Source organism: Roseivirga spongicola, from assembly GCF_034376045.1.
Taxonomy (GTDB): domain Bacteria; phylum Bacteroidota; class Bacteroidia; order Cytophagales; family Cyclobacteriaceae; genus Roseivirga; species Roseivirga spongicola.
This window is the reverse complement of record NZ_CP139724.1, coordinates 2,112,501-2,131,804: the sequence shown is the minus strand read 5'-3', so window position 1 is coordinate 2,131,804 and position 19,304 is coordinate 2,112,501. Positions and strand designations below refer to the sequence as shown.

General features: G+C 40.1%; 15 protein-coding genes and 2 rRNA genes (1 of these 17 only partly in view). 3 read left to right on the top strand and 14 right to left on the bottom strand.

The features are described 5' to 3' along the window. Window positions 1-52: 52 nt before the first annotated feature. Window positions 53-634 carry a TetR/AcrR family transcriptional regulator gene (locus tag T7867_RS09410; protein ID WP_273277210.1) on the top strand — a complete coding sequence of 194 codons (582 nt, stop codon included), beginning with the start codon at window positions 53-55 and terminating at the stop codon, window positions 632-634. 1 nt (window position 635) lies between these two features. On the opposite strand, the gene egtD is transcribed toward T7867_RS09410, so the two are convergent. The 3 genes from egtD to T7867_RS09395 all read right to left on the bottom strand — a co-directional run bounded on the left by egtD (window position 636) and on the right by T7867_RS09395 (window position 4,067). Next, window positions 636-1,601: an L-histidine N(alpha)-methyltransferase gene (gene egtD, locus T7867_RS09405; RefSeq protein WP_068218820.1), complete on the bottom strand. Its 966-nt coding sequence runs from the start codon at window positions 1,599-1,601 to the stop codon at window positions 636-638. Window position 1,602: 1 nt separating this feature from the next. Beyond that, complete coding sequence (gene egtB / locus T7867_RS09400; RefSeq protein WP_068218823.1) at window positions 1,603-2,874, bottom strand: ergothioneine biosynthesis protein EgtB; 1,272 nt, start codon at window positions 2,872-2,874, stop codon at window positions 1,603-1,605. Window positions 2,875-2,975: 101 nt separating this feature from the next. Continuing rightward, window positions 2,976-4,067 (bottom strand): ferredoxin--NADP reductase, encoded by a 1,092-nt coding sequence (locus T7867_RS09395; protein WP_068218826.1) that lies wholly within the window; start codon window positions 4,065-4,067, stop codon window positions 2,976-2,978. Window positions 4,068-4,242: 175 nt separating this feature from the next. Between T7867_RS09395 and purB the strand changes: the two genes are divergently transcribed. Continuing rightward, entirely contained in the window at window positions 4,243-5,586 is a 1,344-nt protein-coding gene (gene purB / locus T7867_RS09390) for an adenylosuccinate lyase (RefSeq protein WP_068218829.1), read from the top strand. A gap of 60 nt (window positions 5,587-5,646) precedes the next feature. On the opposite strand, the gene T7867_RS09385 is transcribed toward purB, so the two are convergent. Genes T7867_RS09385 through T7867_RS09375 form a run of 3 tightly spaced genes read right to left on the bottom strand, consistent with a single transcriptional unit; the run spans window position 5,647 to window position 10,052 of the window. Continuing rightward, window positions 5,647-7,161, bottom strand: a complete 1,515-nt coding sequence (locus T7867_RS09385) for a TolC family protein (protein WP_068218832.1) — start codon at window positions 7,159-7,161, stop codon at window positions 5,647-5,649. Window positions 7,162-7,174: 13 nt separating this feature from the next. Continuing rightward, entirely contained in the window at window positions 7,175-8,551 is a 1,377-nt protein-coding gene (locus T7867_RS09380; RefSeq protein WP_068218835.1) for an ABC transporter permease, read from the bottom strand. Between the two features lie 19 nt (window positions 8,552-8,570). Then, window positions 8,571-10,052 (bottom strand): efflux RND transporter periplasmic adaptor subunit, encoded by a 1,482-nt coding sequence (locus tag T7867_RS09375; protein WP_084375618.1) that lies wholly within the window; start codon window positions 10,050-10,052, stop codon window positions 8,571-8,573. A gap of 334 nt (window positions 10,053-10,386) precedes the next feature. On the opposite strand from T7867_RS09375, the gene T7867_RS09370 reads away from it, so the two are divergent. Continuing rightward, window positions 10,387-11,154, top strand: a complete 768-nt coding sequence (locus T7867_RS09370) for a class I SAM-dependent methyltransferase (protein ID WP_068218839.1) — start codon at window positions 10,387-10,389, stop codon at window positions 11,152-11,154. On the opposite strand, the gene T7867_RS09365 is transcribed toward T7867_RS09370, so the two are convergent. The 8 genes from T7867_RS09365 to T7867_RS09330 all read right to left on the bottom strand — a co-directional run. After that, the gene (locus T7867_RS09365) at window positions 11,133-12,113 is read right to left on the bottom strand and encodes a glycosyltransferase (RefSeq protein ID WP_068218842.1); all 981 of its coding nucleotides are present in this window, start codon (window positions 12,111-12,113) and stop codon (window positions 11,133-11,135) included. The two genes, T7867_RS09370 and T7867_RS09365, sit on opposite strands and share 22 nt — an antisense overlap. Next, a complete protein-coding gene (locus T7867_RS09360; protein ID WP_068218860.1) occupies window positions 12,113-13,069 on the bottom strand; it encodes a glycosyltransferase family 2 protein in 957 nt (318 codons plus the stop codon). The genes T7867_RS09365 and T7867_RS09360 overlap by 1 nt, the downstream gene beginning before the upstream one ends. A gap of 1 nt (window position 13,070) precedes the next feature. Continuing rightward, window positions 13,071-13,580 carry a DUF4199 domain-containing protein gene (locus T7867_RS09355; RefSeq protein ID WP_068218845.1) on the bottom strand — a complete coding sequence of 170 codons (510 nt, stop codon included), beginning with the start codon at window positions 13,578-13,580 and terminating at the stop codon, window positions 13,071-13,073. 115 nt (window positions 13,581-13,695) lie between these two features. Further along, the gene (locus T7867_RS09350; protein WP_068218849.1) at window positions 13,696-14,226 is read right to left on the bottom strand and encodes a DUF4199 domain-containing protein; all 531 of its coding nucleotides are present in this window, start codon (window positions 14,224-14,226) and stop codon (window positions 13,696-13,698) included. Window position 14,227: 1 nt separating this feature from the next. Next, entirely contained in the window at window positions 14,228-15,481 is a 1,254-nt protein-coding gene (locus tag T7867_RS09345) for a dihydroorotase (RefSeq protein WP_068218851.1), read from the bottom strand. Between the two features lies 1 nt (window position 15,482). Then, window positions 15,483-17,480: a BatA domain-containing protein gene (locus T7867_RS09340; RefSeq protein ID WP_273515253.1), complete on the bottom strand. Its 1,998-nt coding sequence runs from the start codon at window positions 17,478-17,480 to the stop codon at window positions 15,483-15,485. Between the two features lie 150 nt (window positions 17,481-17,630). After that, a 5S ribosomal RNA gene (gene rrf / locus T7867_RS09335) occupies window positions 17,631-17,742 on the bottom strand. A gap of 93 nt (window positions 17,743-17,835) precedes the next feature. Next, window positions 17,836-19,304: ribosomal RNA gene (locus T7867_RS09330) — 23S ribosomal RNA — on the bottom strand; it runs 1,405 nt beyond the window's last position.

Genomic DNA, 19,304 nt, shown 5'->3' with positions numbered 1-19,304 from the left:
TAGCCAAATTCGAATACTTGCTAACACCTGTTAGCCTCATTACTTTTGTTAAATGGAAACTGTGGTAAAGAAAACGCGCAAGCAACAAATAGAAGAAAAAGCTACCAAACTATTTCGACAAAAAGGCTACGCGGCCACTTCTATGAGAGACCTTGCTCAGGTGCTAGGCATAGAAGCGGCCAGTCTTTATTCACACATCAAATCTAAGGAAGAAATACTTCAAAAGATATGTTTCCGAATGGCAGATGAATTTTTTGACGCCTGGAAAGAAGTAGAAATGGAGTCGGGCAACCATGCTGCTAAAATGGAAAAGGCTGCTATTTGCTATGTAAAAGTGATTACTAAAAACACTGATGCTTCTGCCGTTTTCTTTCACGAATGGAGACACTTAAGTGAGCCATACCTTTCGGAATTTTTGGCCATGAAAAACGACTATGAAGGCAGGTTTATAAAAATCCTCAGAGACGGTATGCAAAGCGGTGAGTTTCACGAAGCAGATGAAAAATTTATGATGCTTACCATTCTATCATCACTTAACTGGACCCACAACTGGTACAAACCCACAGGAAATTTAAGCCCAGAAGAGGTTGGCTCAAAACTGGCCAACCTAATTCTTAATGGCCTCAAAAAGTAGCCTATACTTTTTCCCAGAGACTATCTACAAACAACTCTTTGCTATCAGTAAAGTGGCGAACAATTTTGAAACCAGCATACTGAGCAAATTCTTCGATCATTTGGAATGAGTATTTCTGAGAAACCTCAGTGTGAATAGCCTCCCATTGCTTGAGTTCTAGTGTATAATCAATTGCTTTGAAGTGAACCTGCTGAGCCTCTCTACTCACCAAATAGCTCTTGGTCTCTCCCGTAATAGGGTTATAAGTTGGGTAATGCTGAAACTTATCTACATCGAAGTCAGCATCTAATTCATCGTTAATTCTCTTTAGTAAGTTGAGGTTGAAATCTCTCGTAACACCTTCTCTATCATCATAAGCAGCAAGCACTACTCTAGGGTCTTTCATTAGATCGAAACCTATGAACAGCATATCTCCGCTAGAGAGATTATTACTCAATTCTTTAAGAAAATTCTTACCCGCTTCTAGCCCGAAGTTACCAATGGTTGAGCCAAGAAAAAGCAGTACCTCCTTTTGTAGGTGGTTAGAATTAAGCTCGCTTAATGCTTTAAAATAATCTCCTTGAATGCAATCTATCTTTAGGTTAGGAACTGCCTTGAGCACCCCCTCCTCTAATTGATTCAGTACACTTTGAGAAATATCTATAGGACTGTAAACAAAGTCGGTGCCCTCATTTACGAAGTGCTCTAGTAGTACTTTTGTCTTAGTTCCATCGCCAGCACCTAATTCAACCAACCTAAAGTTAGCATCGCCCCCTAAGAAGCTTTTTAAAATTTCAGCCCTATGGCTTTTTACAATTTCCATTTCCGCCCTAGTGAGATAGTACTCATCTAAAGCCATAATTTTCTGAAAAAGTCTATCCCCTTCGGCATTATAAAAATACATTGAAGGGAGTTGCTTTGGGGTTTGGTTTAAAGCATTCACTACATCTTTTGCGAACGTCTTGTTAACCTCTATTGTATGCTCCATGTTAGGTGAATTCTGCCAGTCTAAAACCTGTGAAATGCCAACGCAGGTGTGGATGAAAAAAGTTTCTGTAAGTTGGCCTAATATGATTGGCCATGGTAGCAAATGAGCCTCCTCTTAGCACCATTTGGTTAATCATGAATTTACCATTGTATTCGCCTAAGGCGCCATCTACTTTTTGGTAATGCGGGTAAGGCAAGTAAGCCGAATTGGTCCACTCCCAAGCATCGCCATAGAACTGTGGGTTAGCGCCCACTCTTGGCATAGTTCGGAAGTTGCGGCTGTCCATAAAATTGGCCTCCGCAGGTATTTCTGGCGAGTGAAGCTTACAAGCTACTTCCCACTCAAATTCCGTAGGTAATCTCATCCCCTTCCACTTGGCAAAAGCGTCTGCCTCATAAAAACTAATATGAGTTACCGGCTCATCGAGATTCAGTTTCTCCTTTCCTCCAAGCGTAAAGTAGAACCACTCTCCCTCCTCTTTTATCCAGTAAAAAGGAGCTCTAATATTCTCTTTCTTTACCCACTCATGGCCCTCCATTAGCCAATGGTTGAAATTTCCGTAGCCACTATCTTCAACAAACTCCAGAAACTCGCCATTAGTAACCAACCTATCCTGAACCTGAAATCCGGGCAGATAAACTTTGTGCTTACCTTCCTCATTATCGAAATGAAAATCTTTACCCTCATAGCCAACCTCATAAACACCTTCATCAACCCTAAGCCAGTTGGTCTTTAAATTAGGTTGATAGTCGGGAAGGTTGCTCCTCTTATAAGTAGGAAATAACGGATTGATGCCTAAAATATGCTTGATGTCGTACACCATCAATTCTTGATGCTGTTGCTCGTGGTTAAGTCCAATTTCAAAAACATTCAACTGCTCTTCATTGAGCTCAGTGGTTTTTAAAAATTGCAACATGCTATCATCAACATAGCTTCTGTAAGCCATGATTTCCTTAACCCAAGGGCGACTCAATACTCCGCGTTCCGAGCGAATCCACCGATCTCCCTCATTTTCATAATAGCTATTAAATAAGAAGGGGTAATCGTCATCGAATAAGCGGTAATCTGAGACATACTTTTTAAGAATGAAAATCTCAAAAAACCATGTTGTGTGAGCCAAGTGCCACTTAGGGGGGCTCACGTCTACTACGGGTTGAACCACAAAATCTTCAGGCTGAAGCGGTTCACAGATTTCTAAGGTAAGTTGCCTTACTTCATTAAAACGGTTGGTAAGTTCTTGCTGCCGACCTACCTGGGCTGTGGAAATATCCATATTGTGAGTTAATGAATATAGAACACAAACCCAAAGCCAATGGTTTAGGAAAACCTAAAAGGTCGGGAGAATAACAGAAAGATAATGTAGAGAAAGGTCTGTTAACCTATCTCCACTACAACATCGTCAGTCATAGGATGCCCCACACAGAGAAGCACATAGCCCTCTTCCAGCTCCGCTTCAGAAAGGCCATCACTAGCATCCATTTTCACTTTACCCGATACACATTTACCTCTACAAGCAGTACACAATCCGCTTTGGCAAGAGAACGGAAGGTCTATCATTTCATCTAAACCCTTCTCAAGAATAGTCTCTTTTGGTTCAACAGTATATTTGTGCTCTTCTCCATCTAGAATAACCGTAACCTCTCTTGCTACAATTTCTTCAGATTCATTAGTAGGCTCAACCGCACTTGAGCTTGGCGTAAAGCTTTCCTTTCTAATCAGTCCTTCAGCAACACCAAGGTTTTTAAGTGAGTTAATGGCTATATCCATCATCGGAGTAGGCCCACAAACAAAGTATTCTGCCTGAGCATCGTTAACAGACTCTTTTACCTGCTGAACAATAGATTGAGAAATATAGCCTTGGTGCTGTCCGTAATTATCGTCATTACTCTCCAGCACATGTATTACTTCCAGTTGAGCGAATCGGTCTTTTAAAGCCTCTAATTGTGACTTGAAAATGATAGATCCGGCATTTCTATTGGCATATAACAAAGTCACTTTTGAGTTTGGCTCAATGTTCAAAGCCGATTTTGCTAAAGACATCATGGGTGTAATTCCACTTCCTCCAGCAATTAGAACTATGTTTCTAGAATTATTGGCTGAGAATTCTGTAGTGAAATTTCCTAAAGGTGGAATAACCTGCATTGTATCTCCAGCTTTCACTTCTGAATTCAAGTAATTAGAAACAATACCCCCCTCTACTCTCTTTACTGCCACAGCTGGAAACTCGTCTACTTCTGGTGAAGAACAAACCGAATAAGACCTTCTTTCCTCTTTCCCATTAACATTTACAATAAGGGTAAAGAACTGACCAGCCTTATAATTAATCTTACCATTCTCTGGGTTTTCAAAATGAATAGAAACAGCATCAGCGGTTTCCTTCACCACATTCTTCACCTTGAGACTGATAATGCCAGTATCCTGTTTTTCAATCTTATCTTTCTTCTTCTTGAATAAGCCAAAAGCCATAGTTATCTATTTTCTCGTGTAAGAACCCAATGTAAACCAAAGGGTTCATTTGCTGGCAAAAATAATGAGTAATGCCTTACGAATGAAGTATATGCCAATACATTGCCTTTGATTTCTCAGGTTCAAGAATTTGGATTGCTTATCTTTGCGCTTTCCAAAAAAATAATCGCTTTTCATGGATTTAAGCAGCTTAACAGGCATTTCTCCGGTAGACGGAAGATACAGAAGAGTAACCGCAGACTTAGCGGCTTACTACTCAGAGTTCGCTCTTATTAAATACAGAGTAGAGGTTGAAGTAGAGTACTTTATTGCGCTTTGCGAAATGCCACTCCCTCAGCTTGAAGGAGTAAACCAAAACGTTTTTGAAGACCTAAGAAATGTCTACAGAAACTTTAGCATTTCTGATGCTCAAAGCATTAAGGAAATAGAAAAAACAACCAACCATGATGTAAAAGCGGTTGAGTATTTCTTGAAAGAAAAATTTGATGGCCTAGGACTAAGCGATGTGAAAGAGTTTATTCACTTTGGACTAACCTCGCAAGACATTAACAACACTTCAGTTCCTCTTTCATTGAAACGAGGACTGCATGAAGTAATTGAGCCTGCTATTTTAGAGGTTAATGACCTTATTAAGCAAATGGCTGAAAGCTGGAAAGAAGTTTCCATGTTAGCCAAAACTCACGGACAACCTGCTTCTCCTACTAGGCTAGGTAAAGAAATGGTTGTATTTTCTACTCGGGTTGAAGAGCAATTGGTATACCTTGGTGATATTCCGTTTGCAGCTAAGTTCGGTGGCGCCACTGGTAATTTCAATGCTCACCATGTAGCCTACCCTGAAACTAATTGGATTGAATTCGGTGATAACTTTGTAAAGGAGTACTTAGGACTTCATAGAAGTCATCCTACTACTCAAATTGAGCATTATGATCACTTGGCTGCATTGTTTGATGTACTAAAAAGGATTAACACCATTCTGCTCGATTTCTCTAAAGACATCTGGCAGTATGTTTCCATGAACTACTTCAAACAGAAAATCAAAGAGGGTGAAGTTGGCTCATCGGCCATGCCACACAAAGTAAACCCTATAGACTTTGAAAATGCTGAAGGGAACTTCGGGATTGCTAATGCTGTATTTGAGCACTTGTCTGCTAAACTCCCAATTTCACGACTCCAGAGAGACCTTACCGATTCTACCGTACTAAGAAATGTTGGTGTTCCACTGGGCCACACTCTAATTGGCCTAAAGTCTCTAGTAAAAGGAATTAACAAGCTTGAGTTGAACCAAACAGCAATAGATGCCGACTTAGAAGATAACTGGGCTGTAGTTGCAGAGGCCATCCAGACTATTCTTAGAAGAGAGGGCTACCCTAAACCTTATGAGGCACTTAAAGGGCTAACTCGCACAAATTCTAAAATCACAGAACAGACTATTAAGGAGTTTATTCAAACCCTGAATGTGAGCGAAGAAGTGAAGGAAGAGTTGGGAAGAATTACCCCGTTCAACTACACAGGTATGTAAAAAAGGAAAGCCCCGGACATCAAGTCACGGGGCCTTCGAATAGACAAAATCTATTTCTATTTATCTCTTCGGCTGAACCTCAATCACTGAGTCAGTCTTAGGATCATACTCCAATAATGGATTGTAAAGCAATTCATTATTACGGAAGTCATAAAGAGTTAAGCTTCTCAACTCATAATAAGCAACCCAATACTGTTGCAGAGCACTCACATAGTTTCTTACTGCTGAGTCCTTTGTTTCACGAGCATTGTTTAATTCCAAAATCCCAACTTTACCAGCCAAGTACCTTCCATTAGTAATTTCAAATCCCTTTAAAGCAATAGCTTGCCTTTTCTCAGCTATCTCAATTTGATTTCTAATCTGATCGAAGTTTCTAACAGCATTAGTAATCTCTTGCTCAAAGTTGATCTCGTTTTGCTCTACTGTAAACTCAGTATTTGTTTGTCTTGCTTTTGCTTGGTTCATTCTAGCCTTGTTTCTACCTCCATCCAAAATAGGAAGGGTGAAAAATAAGTTAACCGTAGAACCCGTAGCTACATTATTACCGTCATAGACATCCCCTAAATCAGTAGTCTGTGCACTATTATATCCAAAAGTTGCTCCTAGACTAGCATTAAACCTTTGAGCTCTAGCGGAGGCTACTTGTCTCTCAGCCTCTAATCTTTGAATCCTAAAGTCAAGAAATTCTGCCCTATTATCCTTAGCGTATTGTAAAGCTTCTTCAGCATCTATGTAGAACTCAGGAACTTCAGCAGGAGGAACTAACTCAAGGCTTACATCATCTCTCAAGCCTATAAAATTCCTCAATTCTAATGAAGTAGATTGAACATCTAATCTTGCTTGTTGCGCTTCAGTCTGAGCAGTCAACAAGTTCAGTTCTGTTTGAAGCAGCTGATCTTCAGTTGATGTACCAATATTATATCTTCCCTCTTCTATACGATAGATGGTATCATTGGACTGTTCGTTTTGAATAGCAATTTCTAGGTTCTTTTGTTCAACCAATAGCCTAAAGAAGAACTGCGCTGCAATTCTAGAAGTCTCTTCCATAGCTTGTACATAACTTCTTTTGGATTGCTCATATTCCAATGGAGCTATTTGCCTATTCCACTTGAATTCATTAACAGCAAACAAAGGCTGTTCTATAGAAAAGCTCACTGGATCACCTTGATACCTAGTAACATCTCCATCATAATCATCGAATCGCTGAAGCCTCGTATCTACAGAAACTGTTGTATTAGTCCAAGGTAATACCTGCTCCAAGCCAAGTCGAAGCTCTGAATTATTTTGGTTAACAGTTCTATACTGAACCGAACCATCTGGCTGAATAATAGGAGTTGCTCTATTGACATATGCAGGTAGAGTACCTCTTAATAAAAGCTGTGGTCTCATTTGAGATTTAAAAACCTGATTACTCCAATAACCTAATATTCTGGAAGTCTCTGCTTGCTTAGCACTTCTCGAGTTCTCCTTTGCTAAACGGATTGTTTCTTCTAGTGTAAGCACTTTTTTTTCTTGAGATAGTGATACACTAACCAAGCAACAAAGTGCTGCAATTGTAAAAATGACCTTTTTCATATTGTTAAATGGTTTATTCGTGTCTTAATGATGTGATAGGATCTTGGCTTGCAGCTCTTCTTGCAGGGGTAATTCCGAAGACCAACCCTACTGTAGCAGCAACACCAAATGAAATAAAAATAGATGTAAGGCTAATTGCCGTTGGAAAGTCTGCCAAGCTAGACACCGCATAGGCCAAAACTATACCTAAAATTACACCCACTATTCCTCCAGTAATCGAAATCATTACGGCTTCAAAAAGAAACTGCATAACAATATCTGATGATTTAGCGCCAATAGAAAGTCTCAATCCGATTTCTTTGATTCGCTCCATCACAGAGGCCAACATAATATTCATAATACCAATACCACCAACCAGTAGAGAGATTGCAGCAATTGCAGCCAATACAATATTGAAAATATTCTGTGTTCTCTGCTGTTGTTTCAACAGCAACTCAGGTATGGTAATTTCAAAATCTACCACCCCATAATGCCTTCTTTCTAACATTCTGGCCAAAACATCGGCAGTAGGGTTTAACTTTTCAGATTCTTCAACCTGCACCACAAGTCTATCTATTTGGTGATAGTTTGTAGGCTTGCTGTCGCTGCTACTGTTATCCGATGAGCTAAAAGAAATCATGCCTCTAAAGCCACCGAATACGCTTATTCCACCAAAGCTTTTCTTCAATCCAGAGCCCGTTACCAAGTCTCTATTAATGTAGCGGATAAGAACTGTTTGAATTGGGGTGTAAACATCCATGTTGTAGTCTCTAATACCTAGATTAGATATGGCCTTTTCAGAGATAAATCTTTCCTTAAGCACACCAATAACTTCTAACCATTGGTTACCCACCTTAATCTTTTGACCAATAGGGTTTTCTCTTGGAAAGAATTTAGAAGCTATCCCTTTGCCAATAATACATACTGGCATACCAAGCTCTAGCTGTTTATCGTTGAACATTTCTCCATCTAACAGCTCAAAATTTGCTACTTCAAAATAAGAGGGTTCAACACCCACAAGCTTTGAGCTTCTTCTTATTCCATTCTTTATAATGTAGCTCTCTAACATAATTTCAGGGCTCAATTTCTGAACCCCTGGAATGGTTTTCTTAATGCTCTCTACATCTAGAAGCTTAAGGCCTGGAGAAAACTTCTTAGACTCCTCTTCTTCAGAGGCGCCAATCTTCTGCTCTACTTGTTCTATGTTAGGCTGAACAATTATATTATTCACCCCAACTAGTTCTATTTGTTCCAAAATTTCACTTTGCGCACCATTACCAATGGCTAGCATGGCAATTACAGCTGCCACACCGAAGATGATACCCAATGCTGTAAGTAAAGACCTTACTTGGTTGGCTATCACTGCCTCTAGCGCAATGTAGAAATTGGACATTATACTTTTCTTATTCATAAAAAGAGGGCTTCAATGATTAATTACCTGCCTGACCAGATCTTGCAGCTCCTGACCCACCTTGTGGTCTTTGACCACCTCTTGAGCCACCACGACCATTCATCATATTCTGAAGTTGAGAAGGGTCTGTGATACCTCTGTCTTTCAATCTTTGGATCATATCTTCAGACATAGGCTGACCATTTGGTAATACCCACTTAGAATCATCTAACATATTTTCAGGCTCAGTAACCTCATACTTCTGGTTTCTAGTACCGTTTAGTTCAGGGATAAGCTTAGGCTCTTTTCCTTCTATTCCTTCAGGTCTAGAAAGGTAAAGCACATCACCTTCTTCTACACCCATTTCTATTACTGCCTCGTTACTGTTAGTTAACCCAACTTTCACCTCTTGAAGCGTACCGTTCTTCTTGATAACGTAGTTAATTGAATCATTATAAGTGTTCAAACACTCTAATGGAACATACACTACATCTTCCAATTTCTGAGTAATAATAATATTACTAGTAGTCATGGCTGGTCTTAAGTCACCATCACGCTCGTTTACTCTAGCAATTACTTCAAATACCTTAGCATCAGAGTTAGGGTTCTGCTGACCGACTCTAGCAACTCTAGTTACTCTACCTGTTAATCTTTTCTCAGGGAAAGCGTCTAATCCAATTTCAACTTGTTGGCCTACTTTTACTTTTCTAATATCAACCTCATTGATAAAGGTGGTAGAAATCATACTAGAAAGGTCTGGAAGTTCAGCTACCTCCGGACTCCATACATTAATCTGAGAACCTTCTACTACTCTTTCACTTCCCATTTTGGTATAGATAACCATACCTGCCTGAGGCGCCATAATTGTGAAATCAGACAATACCTCTTGCATATCGTCATAACGATTTTGTCTTCTTCTTAAGTCAGAAGTCTCCTCAATCATTTTAGCCTTAGCCTGCTCAATTTTTAATTGATACTCTTCTTTAGCTCTAACTTTATCTCTTTGAAGCTTTTCTAGCTCATTCTCATATTTCTTGATTGTAGCTGGTGGCTCGTACTGAGACTGATCTAACTGAAGCTGCTTCTCTTCAATTTGATAGTCTAGATTGATCAACTTATCTCTTTCCGCTCTAAGAGTAAGTGCAGTATCGATCTTTGCGTTGTCAAACTCAGCTATTTGTGCATCTAACTGGTCTTTTTCTTGTTGAATTTTATCATAAAGCTCACTCGGGTCTAATTGAGCTACAAAGTCTCCTTCTCTTACCTGAGTACCTTCTTCTACTAATCTTTGAACAGAGATTTGTCTAATTCCATACTCTCGAGCGTTTAGAGGCCCCATAATCTTAGTAGACCTTTCAGCTGAAAGCTCTCCTGTAGATGTTACTTCAACAGTGAATTCACCGCGCTCAGCAGTAGTGAAAAGTGCAGGACCTTCCTCAGCCGAAGACGGGTTAAAAACAGTGGCTGCTACAATGATAACGGTGACAACAACAACACCGAAAATGATCAGTTTCTTCTTCATGACTTTTTGTCTATTCTAAATTCGTTTGCGAAATTATGTTTATTCTTAGTTGGTTTTCGTCCACCTAAAAAACTTTAATGCCTCTGAAATAATTAGTTAGCTGAGACACTTTAAGGTTTAACGGACTTACTACACAACCTCCAACTTTTTTATTTGTTCGTAAGCCCTAGAGCACAAAACCGTTGATTTTTAGATGTTTGCGAGGGTTTAAAGGTTTAATGGAAAATTTCTGATTTATAGGAGCGGTAAATATTATTCATATTTCGGCACATCTCTGTTTGGATGGCGAGCGTCCGAAAATTTAACATGTCTATATTTGTCCGAAACTTAGACAATGAAGAAAATCATAAGTTTAGCGCTGAGGTATATTCCTCGTAAATACCTTCAGTATGTTAGTCACTATTTCTTAAGGTTCATAAGCCTATTCATGAGGGGCAATAATGTTGAGTGCCCTATCTGTGAAATTAGTTACCGAAAGTTTCTGCCATATGGAAGACTGAACCCAAGGCCCAACGCTTTATGCCCTGACTCATTATCTCTAGAGAGACATAGGCTTATGTGGCTTTACCTAAAAGACAAAACCAACTTCTTTACGCAGCCACAAAAGCTGTTGCACATCGCCCCTGAGCTTTGCTTTATAGATAAGTTTAAGGCAATGGATAATCTAGACTATACCACTGCCGACCTAGAGTCTCCTTTAGCAGATGTAAAAATGGATGTTCATGAAATACCATTCGATAACAACACGTTCGATGTGGTGTTTTGCAACCATGTAATGGAGCATGTAGATGACGATATAAAAGCGATGTCCGAGATTCACCGAGTATTAAAGCCTGGAGGCTGGGCAATTATCCAATCTCCGCAGGACTATAGCCGCCAAGAAACACTAGAAGATCCAAGCATTACAGACCCGAAAGAGCGAGAGCGAATCTACTGGCAATCTGATCACGTGAGACTCTTCGGTCTAGATTACGGGAAAAGGTTAGAAAAAGCGGGTTTTAAAGTAACAGAAGATAGATACGTGATGGAACTGCCTACAGAAACAGTAAACAGGTATGCGCTTCCTGCAAATGAAATTATCTATTTCTGCGCAAAGAATTGATTTCCTCTGGGCTTAATTACCTCTGCAATCATTCCCATACCGTAACCAAGGAGTTGCATAAAAGAGCTTATCATGCTGAGAAAGCCCACATTAATATTGTGGCTCTTTAAAGTGCTATGCCAAAATATAATAGTAAAGTACAGGCAGAGCAAAACCGCCCCAACCTTAAACAGTGGCATATATAGCCATAAGGTTGAAAGCCAAACTAACAAACCCAGTACAAAGAATAGAGGCAAGAGGTGCACTAATTTTACCTCACCAGGCCAAAACCTATTTACATTAATCCTAGCCCTTCCGAAAAAATGAAGCTGCTTATATAGCTGACTTAAGCTCGTCCGTCTTTTATGGTAAACAAAAGCATTAGGAATGAGCGCTGTTGAGAAACCTTCCTTCAGTATGCGAATACTGAACTCAATGTCCTCACCCATTCTGGTAATTTTATACCCTTGGGTTTTCTCAAATACTTCTTTGGAAATCCCCATATTGAAGCTCCGGGGATGAAACTTACCAACATGCTTTTTATTACCTCTAATACCGCCAGTAGTTAAAGGAGAAGTCATTGAATAACTAATCGCCTTTTGAAGGTCATTAAAGTCTGGGTGCGCCTTATCAGGCCCTCCAAAGGCATCTACCTTATTACTCTCTAGAAATGAATCTACTTCTTTAAAGTAGTCTTTGGGAATAATACAGTCGGAATCAAATACTACAATGTAATCACCCTTGGCCTTTGCGAAACCATAGTTACGAGTAAACCCTTGACCTGAATTTTCTTTGAAGAAATAGTAAAGATTCAACTTAGAGCGGTAAGTATCCACTACATCTAAACACTTATTGGTTGAACCATCCTCAATAATTAACACTTCAAAATTAGTAAAGGTCTGTTGGGTCAATGACTCAAGTAGTTCAGCAACTTCCTGTGGTCTATTATAAACAGGAACAACTACAGAATAGAAAAGCATTAGTCTAAACCTATGGTTTCTTCAACAATATAGTCGCTCTTACGTGTGTTGTTCATTACCATCATTTCTCCTATAAAACCAGCCAGAAACAATTGCACACCAATGATAATTGCAGCTATTGCAAGAAAAAACAAAGGTTGATCAACCACATCTCTATAGTCAGATGAATGTAGAATATAAATGGCGTGTATCTTTTCCCATACAATCCATAGCACCATTAAGAATCCGAGCAGGAATGAAAGAGTGCCCAGGCTACCGAAGAAGTGCATAGGCTTCTTTTTATACTTGCCTACAAAAGTAATTGAAAGCAAATCTAGAAGGCCATACATGCGCTCTAACCCAAACTTTGTCTTCCCATACTTTCGAGCTCTATGCTCAACTACCTTTTCCGTTATTTTCCCAAAGCCATTTCGCTTTGCAATAACCGGAATGTAGCGGTGCTGTTCACCATAGATTTCTAGCGTTTTCACAAGCCTGCTGTCATAAGCCTTTAATCCACAATTAAAATCATGGAGCTTAATATCTGAAATGATTCTAGTTAACCTATTAAAAAACTTAGAAGGTAATGTCTTAGAAATTGGGTCGTGCCTTTTCTTTTTCCAACCAGACACTAAATGTTGACCCGACTTAATCATATTATAAAGTTCGGGAATCTCATCAGGGCTATCCTGAAGGTCTGCATCCATTGTAATAACAACCTCTCCGCTGGTATTTCTGAAACCCGTATTCAATGCGGCCGACTTTCCATTATTTTGCCCAAAGCGTAGTGCCTTTATTGGATGGGTCTTACTCAGCGCTTGAATCACCTGCCAAGAAGAGTCAGTACTTCCATCGTCTACCAACACTATCTCATAAGAAAAGCCATGTGACCTATTCACACGGCTTATCCATTCAATGAGTTCTGGTAGTGACTCGTCTTCGTTGAAGAGCGGTATTACTATAGAAAGATCAATCAATTTAGAATTCTTCTGCTTCGTTCTTGTTGATAGCTGAAACAATGGATCCCCAAATCAGCCCACCTAACAAAACTAGGATGATACCAACAATTAAACCAATCTCTGGGTTAGAAAATCCTGAAGAAAAGCCACTCATTTGTTCAATTTGCTCTTCAGACATTCCCTGCTCTCTCCATGCATCTTGCATGGCTTGGGCAATTCTGTCAGTTACACCAGGATCTATAACTTTTACATAAATGTAATTTACTACACTCCTCAAAACCCCAGCAATTAGGGCGGCAGTAATACATATTCTAAAGCCCTCTCCAAAGGTCATGTAGCCACCGTTATCTCGCTTGAATTCTTTAGTTGCCATAACATAGCAGAAAATAGCAACTGCAATAAGTAAGAAACCAGTCCACTGAGCTTGAACCTCAAGAATTAAGGGAACTAGAGCTATTACTAAGGTTACAAGCCCATAGATAAGCCCCCACTTTTTAGCGTATTGTCCGGTAGAAATCTCGTTTTCCATTGTTTGATGATTAAGGTTGATAGTTTCAAAAAATTCTTAATAACATCAAGTTAACTCCAAAATATCTAATTCACGAAATTTTTCCTTGAACGACATATACTAAAGATTAACGCATTTATCTGGGCTTGTGAGTTCTCAGAATTATAGAAAATATTGGAGCCAAAAAGAAACCTATGAGTACTCGCTTAATAAACTCGCTCCAGACATCATCAAAGGCTGAAATTTCTTTTAGGCCTTCTACCCGAGTATTGTAGCTATCTTCTCCGAACTGATCTATCCACTGATCTTTCTGAGTAATGACCAGTTCTCTCTGAAAGTCCAACTTATCTTGCAAGTAAGAAGGCTCAATCACATTAATAAATATTAAATACAATAGGGTGAAAACCAGTGCCATGCTCACATAGCTCAAAAAAGCAATGGACATTCCATGGTAAAACCGGAGTTCGCCATCGTTATGATATTTTTTGAATTCCTTGATTGGTAGAAAGGTAAAGAAACCTATAACTACTACAGAGATAATCAAAGTTATTAGACTCCATCCAGGAATTCCTAGGTAGTGAAAAATAACAAAGGCTAGCATAAGCATTAAGCCTCCTACAGCTCCATACTGAACTCCTAGGCGAGGAATAATTGGTCTAACTTTCATTTCAATTCAATATCAACTGACCATTATTAACTATTCCCAAGACTTTCCCTTTAAGTTGCTTACCATAGAAAGGAGATGCCACACTCTTGGATTTGTTGGTTTGAGAGTCCAAAGTCCACGCATCTTCAGTAAATAGTGTCAAACAAGCATTCTGTCCCTCTTCAATTTTAGGCACCTGCATGTTCAACAACTCTCTTGGCTTGGTAGTGAATAACTCTATATAATCCTCAGTTCTGCTTCCAAATACTTCAGATAAAACTGAAAAGAAAGGCTGCTGATTACTAGAACCAAAGTCAGCTAGATCAAACTCGAGTTTCTTACTTTCCTCATCATGTGGAATATGATCCGACACTATACAATCTACAGTTCCATCCTTGACCGCTTCAATAAGAGCAATTCTATCATTCTCGGTTCGGTATGGAGGGTTAACTTTCAGGTTGGTATCATAATCGGAAAGGTCTTGCTCCGTGAACTGCAAGTAATTAACACCTACATCACACGTAACATTTAGTCCTTTAGATTTCGCTGCTCTAATCAGCTCAATTCCTTCTCTGCTCGAAACCAAACTAAAGTGCAGCCTACCACCTGCATATTCTAGCAACTTCAGATCTCGATCAATCATAACCGTTTCGGCCAAAACTGGCATTCCTTTTAGTCCAAGCAATGTACTGGAATGACCTTCATTCATATGGCCAAAAGCAGTCAACATCTGATCTTCTGCCTTGTTTATTAACAGCCCGTTGAACTTTTGTAAGTACTGAAGGCCTTTAAGCATGATATCAGTATGCCATATCGGCTTTAATCCATCTCCAAAACAAACTGCACCTGCCGTAAACAAGTCAATCATTTCTGTTAGCTCTTTGCCCTCACACTCCAGTGTTACTGCAGCCATAGGATGCAGTTGAACCGAAGAGGTTTTATTCCACTTAGAAAAGTAAGAAATAGCATTCTTTGAACTTGTTACTGGCTGTGTATTTGGAAGAAGGACTACATCCGTAAACCCACCAGCAGCCGCAACTGCAGATCCAGAATCTAAATCTTCTTTATGTTCATTACCTGGGTCTTGATAATGTGCTCTCATATCAATCCAACCGATCGATACCTTAAGGCCTTTTGCACTAATTACTTCCCCATCAAAACTAATATTGTCATCAATCTGCTTGATGATCCCATTAGAGATTAAAATGTCTTTTTGAGATTGATGAAATGGGGAAAACTTATCTATAATTTGAGCGGAACGGATCAAAAACTCCATGCTACAAATATCGGATTAAAATTATTTCCACAAAAAGAAAAAAGAGAGCTCCAAGCAAAGCATACTTCCACAAAGATTTACCTATAATTTTAGCCTCAAGAAACCTCTTTACGTCTCCATCCCCTTCTAGTCCCATTACAGTCACATGATTTAGTTCGGCCAATTCACTAAAGATGGCAGGATCTAATGGTGATAGGTCGGACTCACTTTTCGGAATATTGAAAGAAAGGGTCCCAACGGACTCACTCCCCTGCATAAGTGAATAATGACCAGCTCTTATTAAATCCTTCGGAATCTCCAATACTAATCTATCACCATCAATTCTTTGGTCTGGAGTAAGCTGGCCAGCTTCCGAGCTCATTTGAAAAATGGAACCAGGGTTAACTTCATCTATTGGAAAAAATACCGTTTCACTGTCAGTGTAATAGTAAAGGTTAGAGAGATTTACCTTACTACCTAAAGCCAATTTATACATAACTGGTACGAATAAAGCATGACTAGGGAAAGAAGAATATTTTATATCGAACGGAGAAGCAAAAAAGAAGAGATTTCCATCTGAAATAACTTTCGAAAGATAACTCCGTCCATTTACAAACTGTAGATAATCAAGTTCTGAATTTAACACCCTAAAAGAAACGGTAGCCTCTGGCATTTCTATATTCTCGTCTTCATCTTCAAAAACACCTTGATAAAGTGGGTTTTCAAAGTCTGGAGAAGATAGCTTAACCCTCTCTTGAGATTCAGCATTAGCTCTAATCCCTAGCCGAGACAGCTCTCCCTCACCACTTTCAGCGCTTGGAATAACTACAACCGTACCACCTGACTCTAATAAGCCATTCACCGAACTGATCAACTGATTAGATGGTTTTTGGATTTGATTTATAAGCAGAAAATTAGCTGAGGACAATAATTCATTATCTACAAACCTAGAATCTATTCTATCGAACTGAAAGGCCTCATTATCTTCAAAAAGAGCGCTTAGAAAGCTGGGAGAATTCTCATCATAAACTTCTATTACTCTTACCCTATCAACTTTATTAATTGATAAATAGAAAGAGTTGTCAAACTGTAAGGTAGGATCTTCAATTTGTAGTTCTATCCTTTCCAGACCTGGCAAGGCACCCTGCAACTCAAACACATGATTAGCAACCAACTGATTTCCAAAATCAACCTCTCCAGTCCCATAAAGCTGACCATCAATCAACAATTTAATATTGACTTCCTCATTATCTCTGTAGTTTCTTCTCAACGTAACATTAAGCAGGTTCGAGAACTTTCCAGATAAATAAGAATTCTCCAAAAATACGCTATCAACAAAAACATTATCCAATGACTCCGACTGAATAAGCTTAACAAAGTACTGGTTGACACTATCTTTCCTAATGGAGGTAAAATCGGATTTACCCTGAAAATCAGAAAGAAGGTAAACATCACCAACAAAATCACTACCCTTAATCCTGCTATATAACTCCTGAGCATCTCTATCTACACCAACCTGCTCAACCTCCGTCAAAAGCTCCTTCAAGGACTCCCTAGTAAAGCCAGTCGTTAAGGAATTCCCGTATGCATTTTCTACGAAATGAAAAGACGCGCCTTCAGGATAAGAATCAGCTATTGAACTTCCATCATTGACTATTTCATCAAAATTAGACGCTCCGTTATCTCCTTGCGCAGACAGACTTAAAGAGTTATCTAGATAAATGAGCACATCGGTCCCAAGGCTAGCACTGGTACTATCATCCTTAATAACCGGTTGAGCAAAAGCAATAACCAATAAGGATATCGCCATAATTCTGCTAAACAACACCAATAATTCTATAGGCTTTCTTTTTGCCGAACTCTCTTCCTTAATTCTCCTTAACAAAGTGGTATTAGAAAACTCAACTCTTTTTACCCTCCTAAGATTAAATAGATGAATTATTATCGGTATAACCACTGCTAAGAGCCCCCAGAACCCCAAATCATTTAAGAAGATAATAGTTGTGATAGTAGCTATCATGCAAAGAGTTTGAGTGATAAGCCGAAGCTAAAAAATATTCACTACAAAAGGACACGGAGTTTCACCCGTTCATCAAATTCCTCCTACTGACAGCTAAAAAAAATGGGCATAAAAAAAGGGTCACTTAAAAAGTGACCCTTAGATCAATAAGGTTGGCGACTACTTACTCTCCCACCGGTAAAGGCAGTACCATCAGCGCAAGTGGGCTTAACTTCTCTGTTCGGAATGGAAAGAGGTGGGCCCCACCGCTATAATCACCATAAAATCTTAAATATTTTATGACATATTAATTGTAAGAGTATCACACAAGATTAGGTGTTGCAGGCTGTCCCTGTAAACAAGGACAGCCATGCGTTACGGAAAGTCTACGGGTAATTAGTACTGCTCAGCTATGACATTTCTGCCTTTACACCTGCAGCCTATCAACGTCATCATCTATAACGTCCCTTAAAGGAAGTCTCATCTCGAGGGGAGTTTCGCACTTAGATGCTTTCAGCGCTTATCTCTGCCCAACGTAGCTACCCAGCAATGCACCTGGCGGCACAACTGGTACACCAGCGGTTAGTCCAACTCGGTCCTCTCGTACTAAAGTCAGGTCCTCTCAAACTTCCAACGCCCACAACAGATAGAGACCGAACTGTCTCACGACGTTCTGAACCCAGCTCGCGTGCCACTTTAATGGGCGAACAGCCCAACCCTTGGGACCTTCTCCAGCCCCAGGATGTGACGAGCCGACATCGAGGTGCCAAACCTCCCCGTCGATGTGAGCTCTTGGGGGAGATCAGCCTGTTATCCCCAGAGTACCTTTTATCCTTTGAGCGATGGCCCTTCCATGCGGAACCACCGGATCACTATATCCGTCTTTCGACCCTGATCGGCTTGTAGGCCTCACAGTCAAGCACCCTTTTGCTATTGCACTCTGCGCACGGTTACCAAGCGTGCTGAGGGTACCTTTGAAAGCCTCCGTTACTCTTTTGGAGGCGACCACCCCAGTCAAACTACCCACCACACACTGTCTCCCTTTAGGGATTAGGCATCAGATAAATAAAGGGCGGTATTTCACCAACGACTCCAACATGCCTAGCGACACGCCTTCAAAGTCTCCCGCCTATCCTACACATCATTTACCCAATACCAATGTGAAGCTATAGTAAAGGTTCATGGGGTCTTTTCGTCCCGTTGCGGGTAAGCGGCATCTTCACCGCTACTACAATTTCACCGAGCTCGTGGCTGAGACAGTGCCCAGATCGTTACACCATTCGTGCAGGTCGGAACTTACCCGACAAGGAATTTCGCTACCTTAGGACCGTTATAGTTACGGCCGCCGTTTACTGGGGCTTCAGTTCAATGCTTCTCCTTACGGATAACATCCCCCCTTAACCTTCCAGCACCGGGCAGGTGTCAGGCCTTATACTTTATCTTTCGATTTCGCAAAGCCATGTGTTTTTGCTAAACAGTCGCCTGGGCCTTTTCACTGCGGCCTCTCTTTACAGAGGAGGCGCCCCTTCTCCCGAAGTTACAGGGCCATTTTGCCTAGTTCCTTAGCCACGGATCACTCGAGCACCTTAGGATTCTCTCCTTGACTACCTGTGTCGGTTTACGGTACGGGTGCCATATACATTACTTAGAGGTTTTTCTTGGAAGTCTGATTAGGATCACTATCCACGCTGCCGAAGCATTGTGGTACTATCAGGTTCAGCTAGTCTGGCGGATTTGCCTACCAAACCAATACCTACTCCCTTTAACGAACTATTCCGTCAGTTCGCGGATCTTTCACTACTCCGTCACCCCATCGCTGCATATGCCAGTATTGGAATATTAACC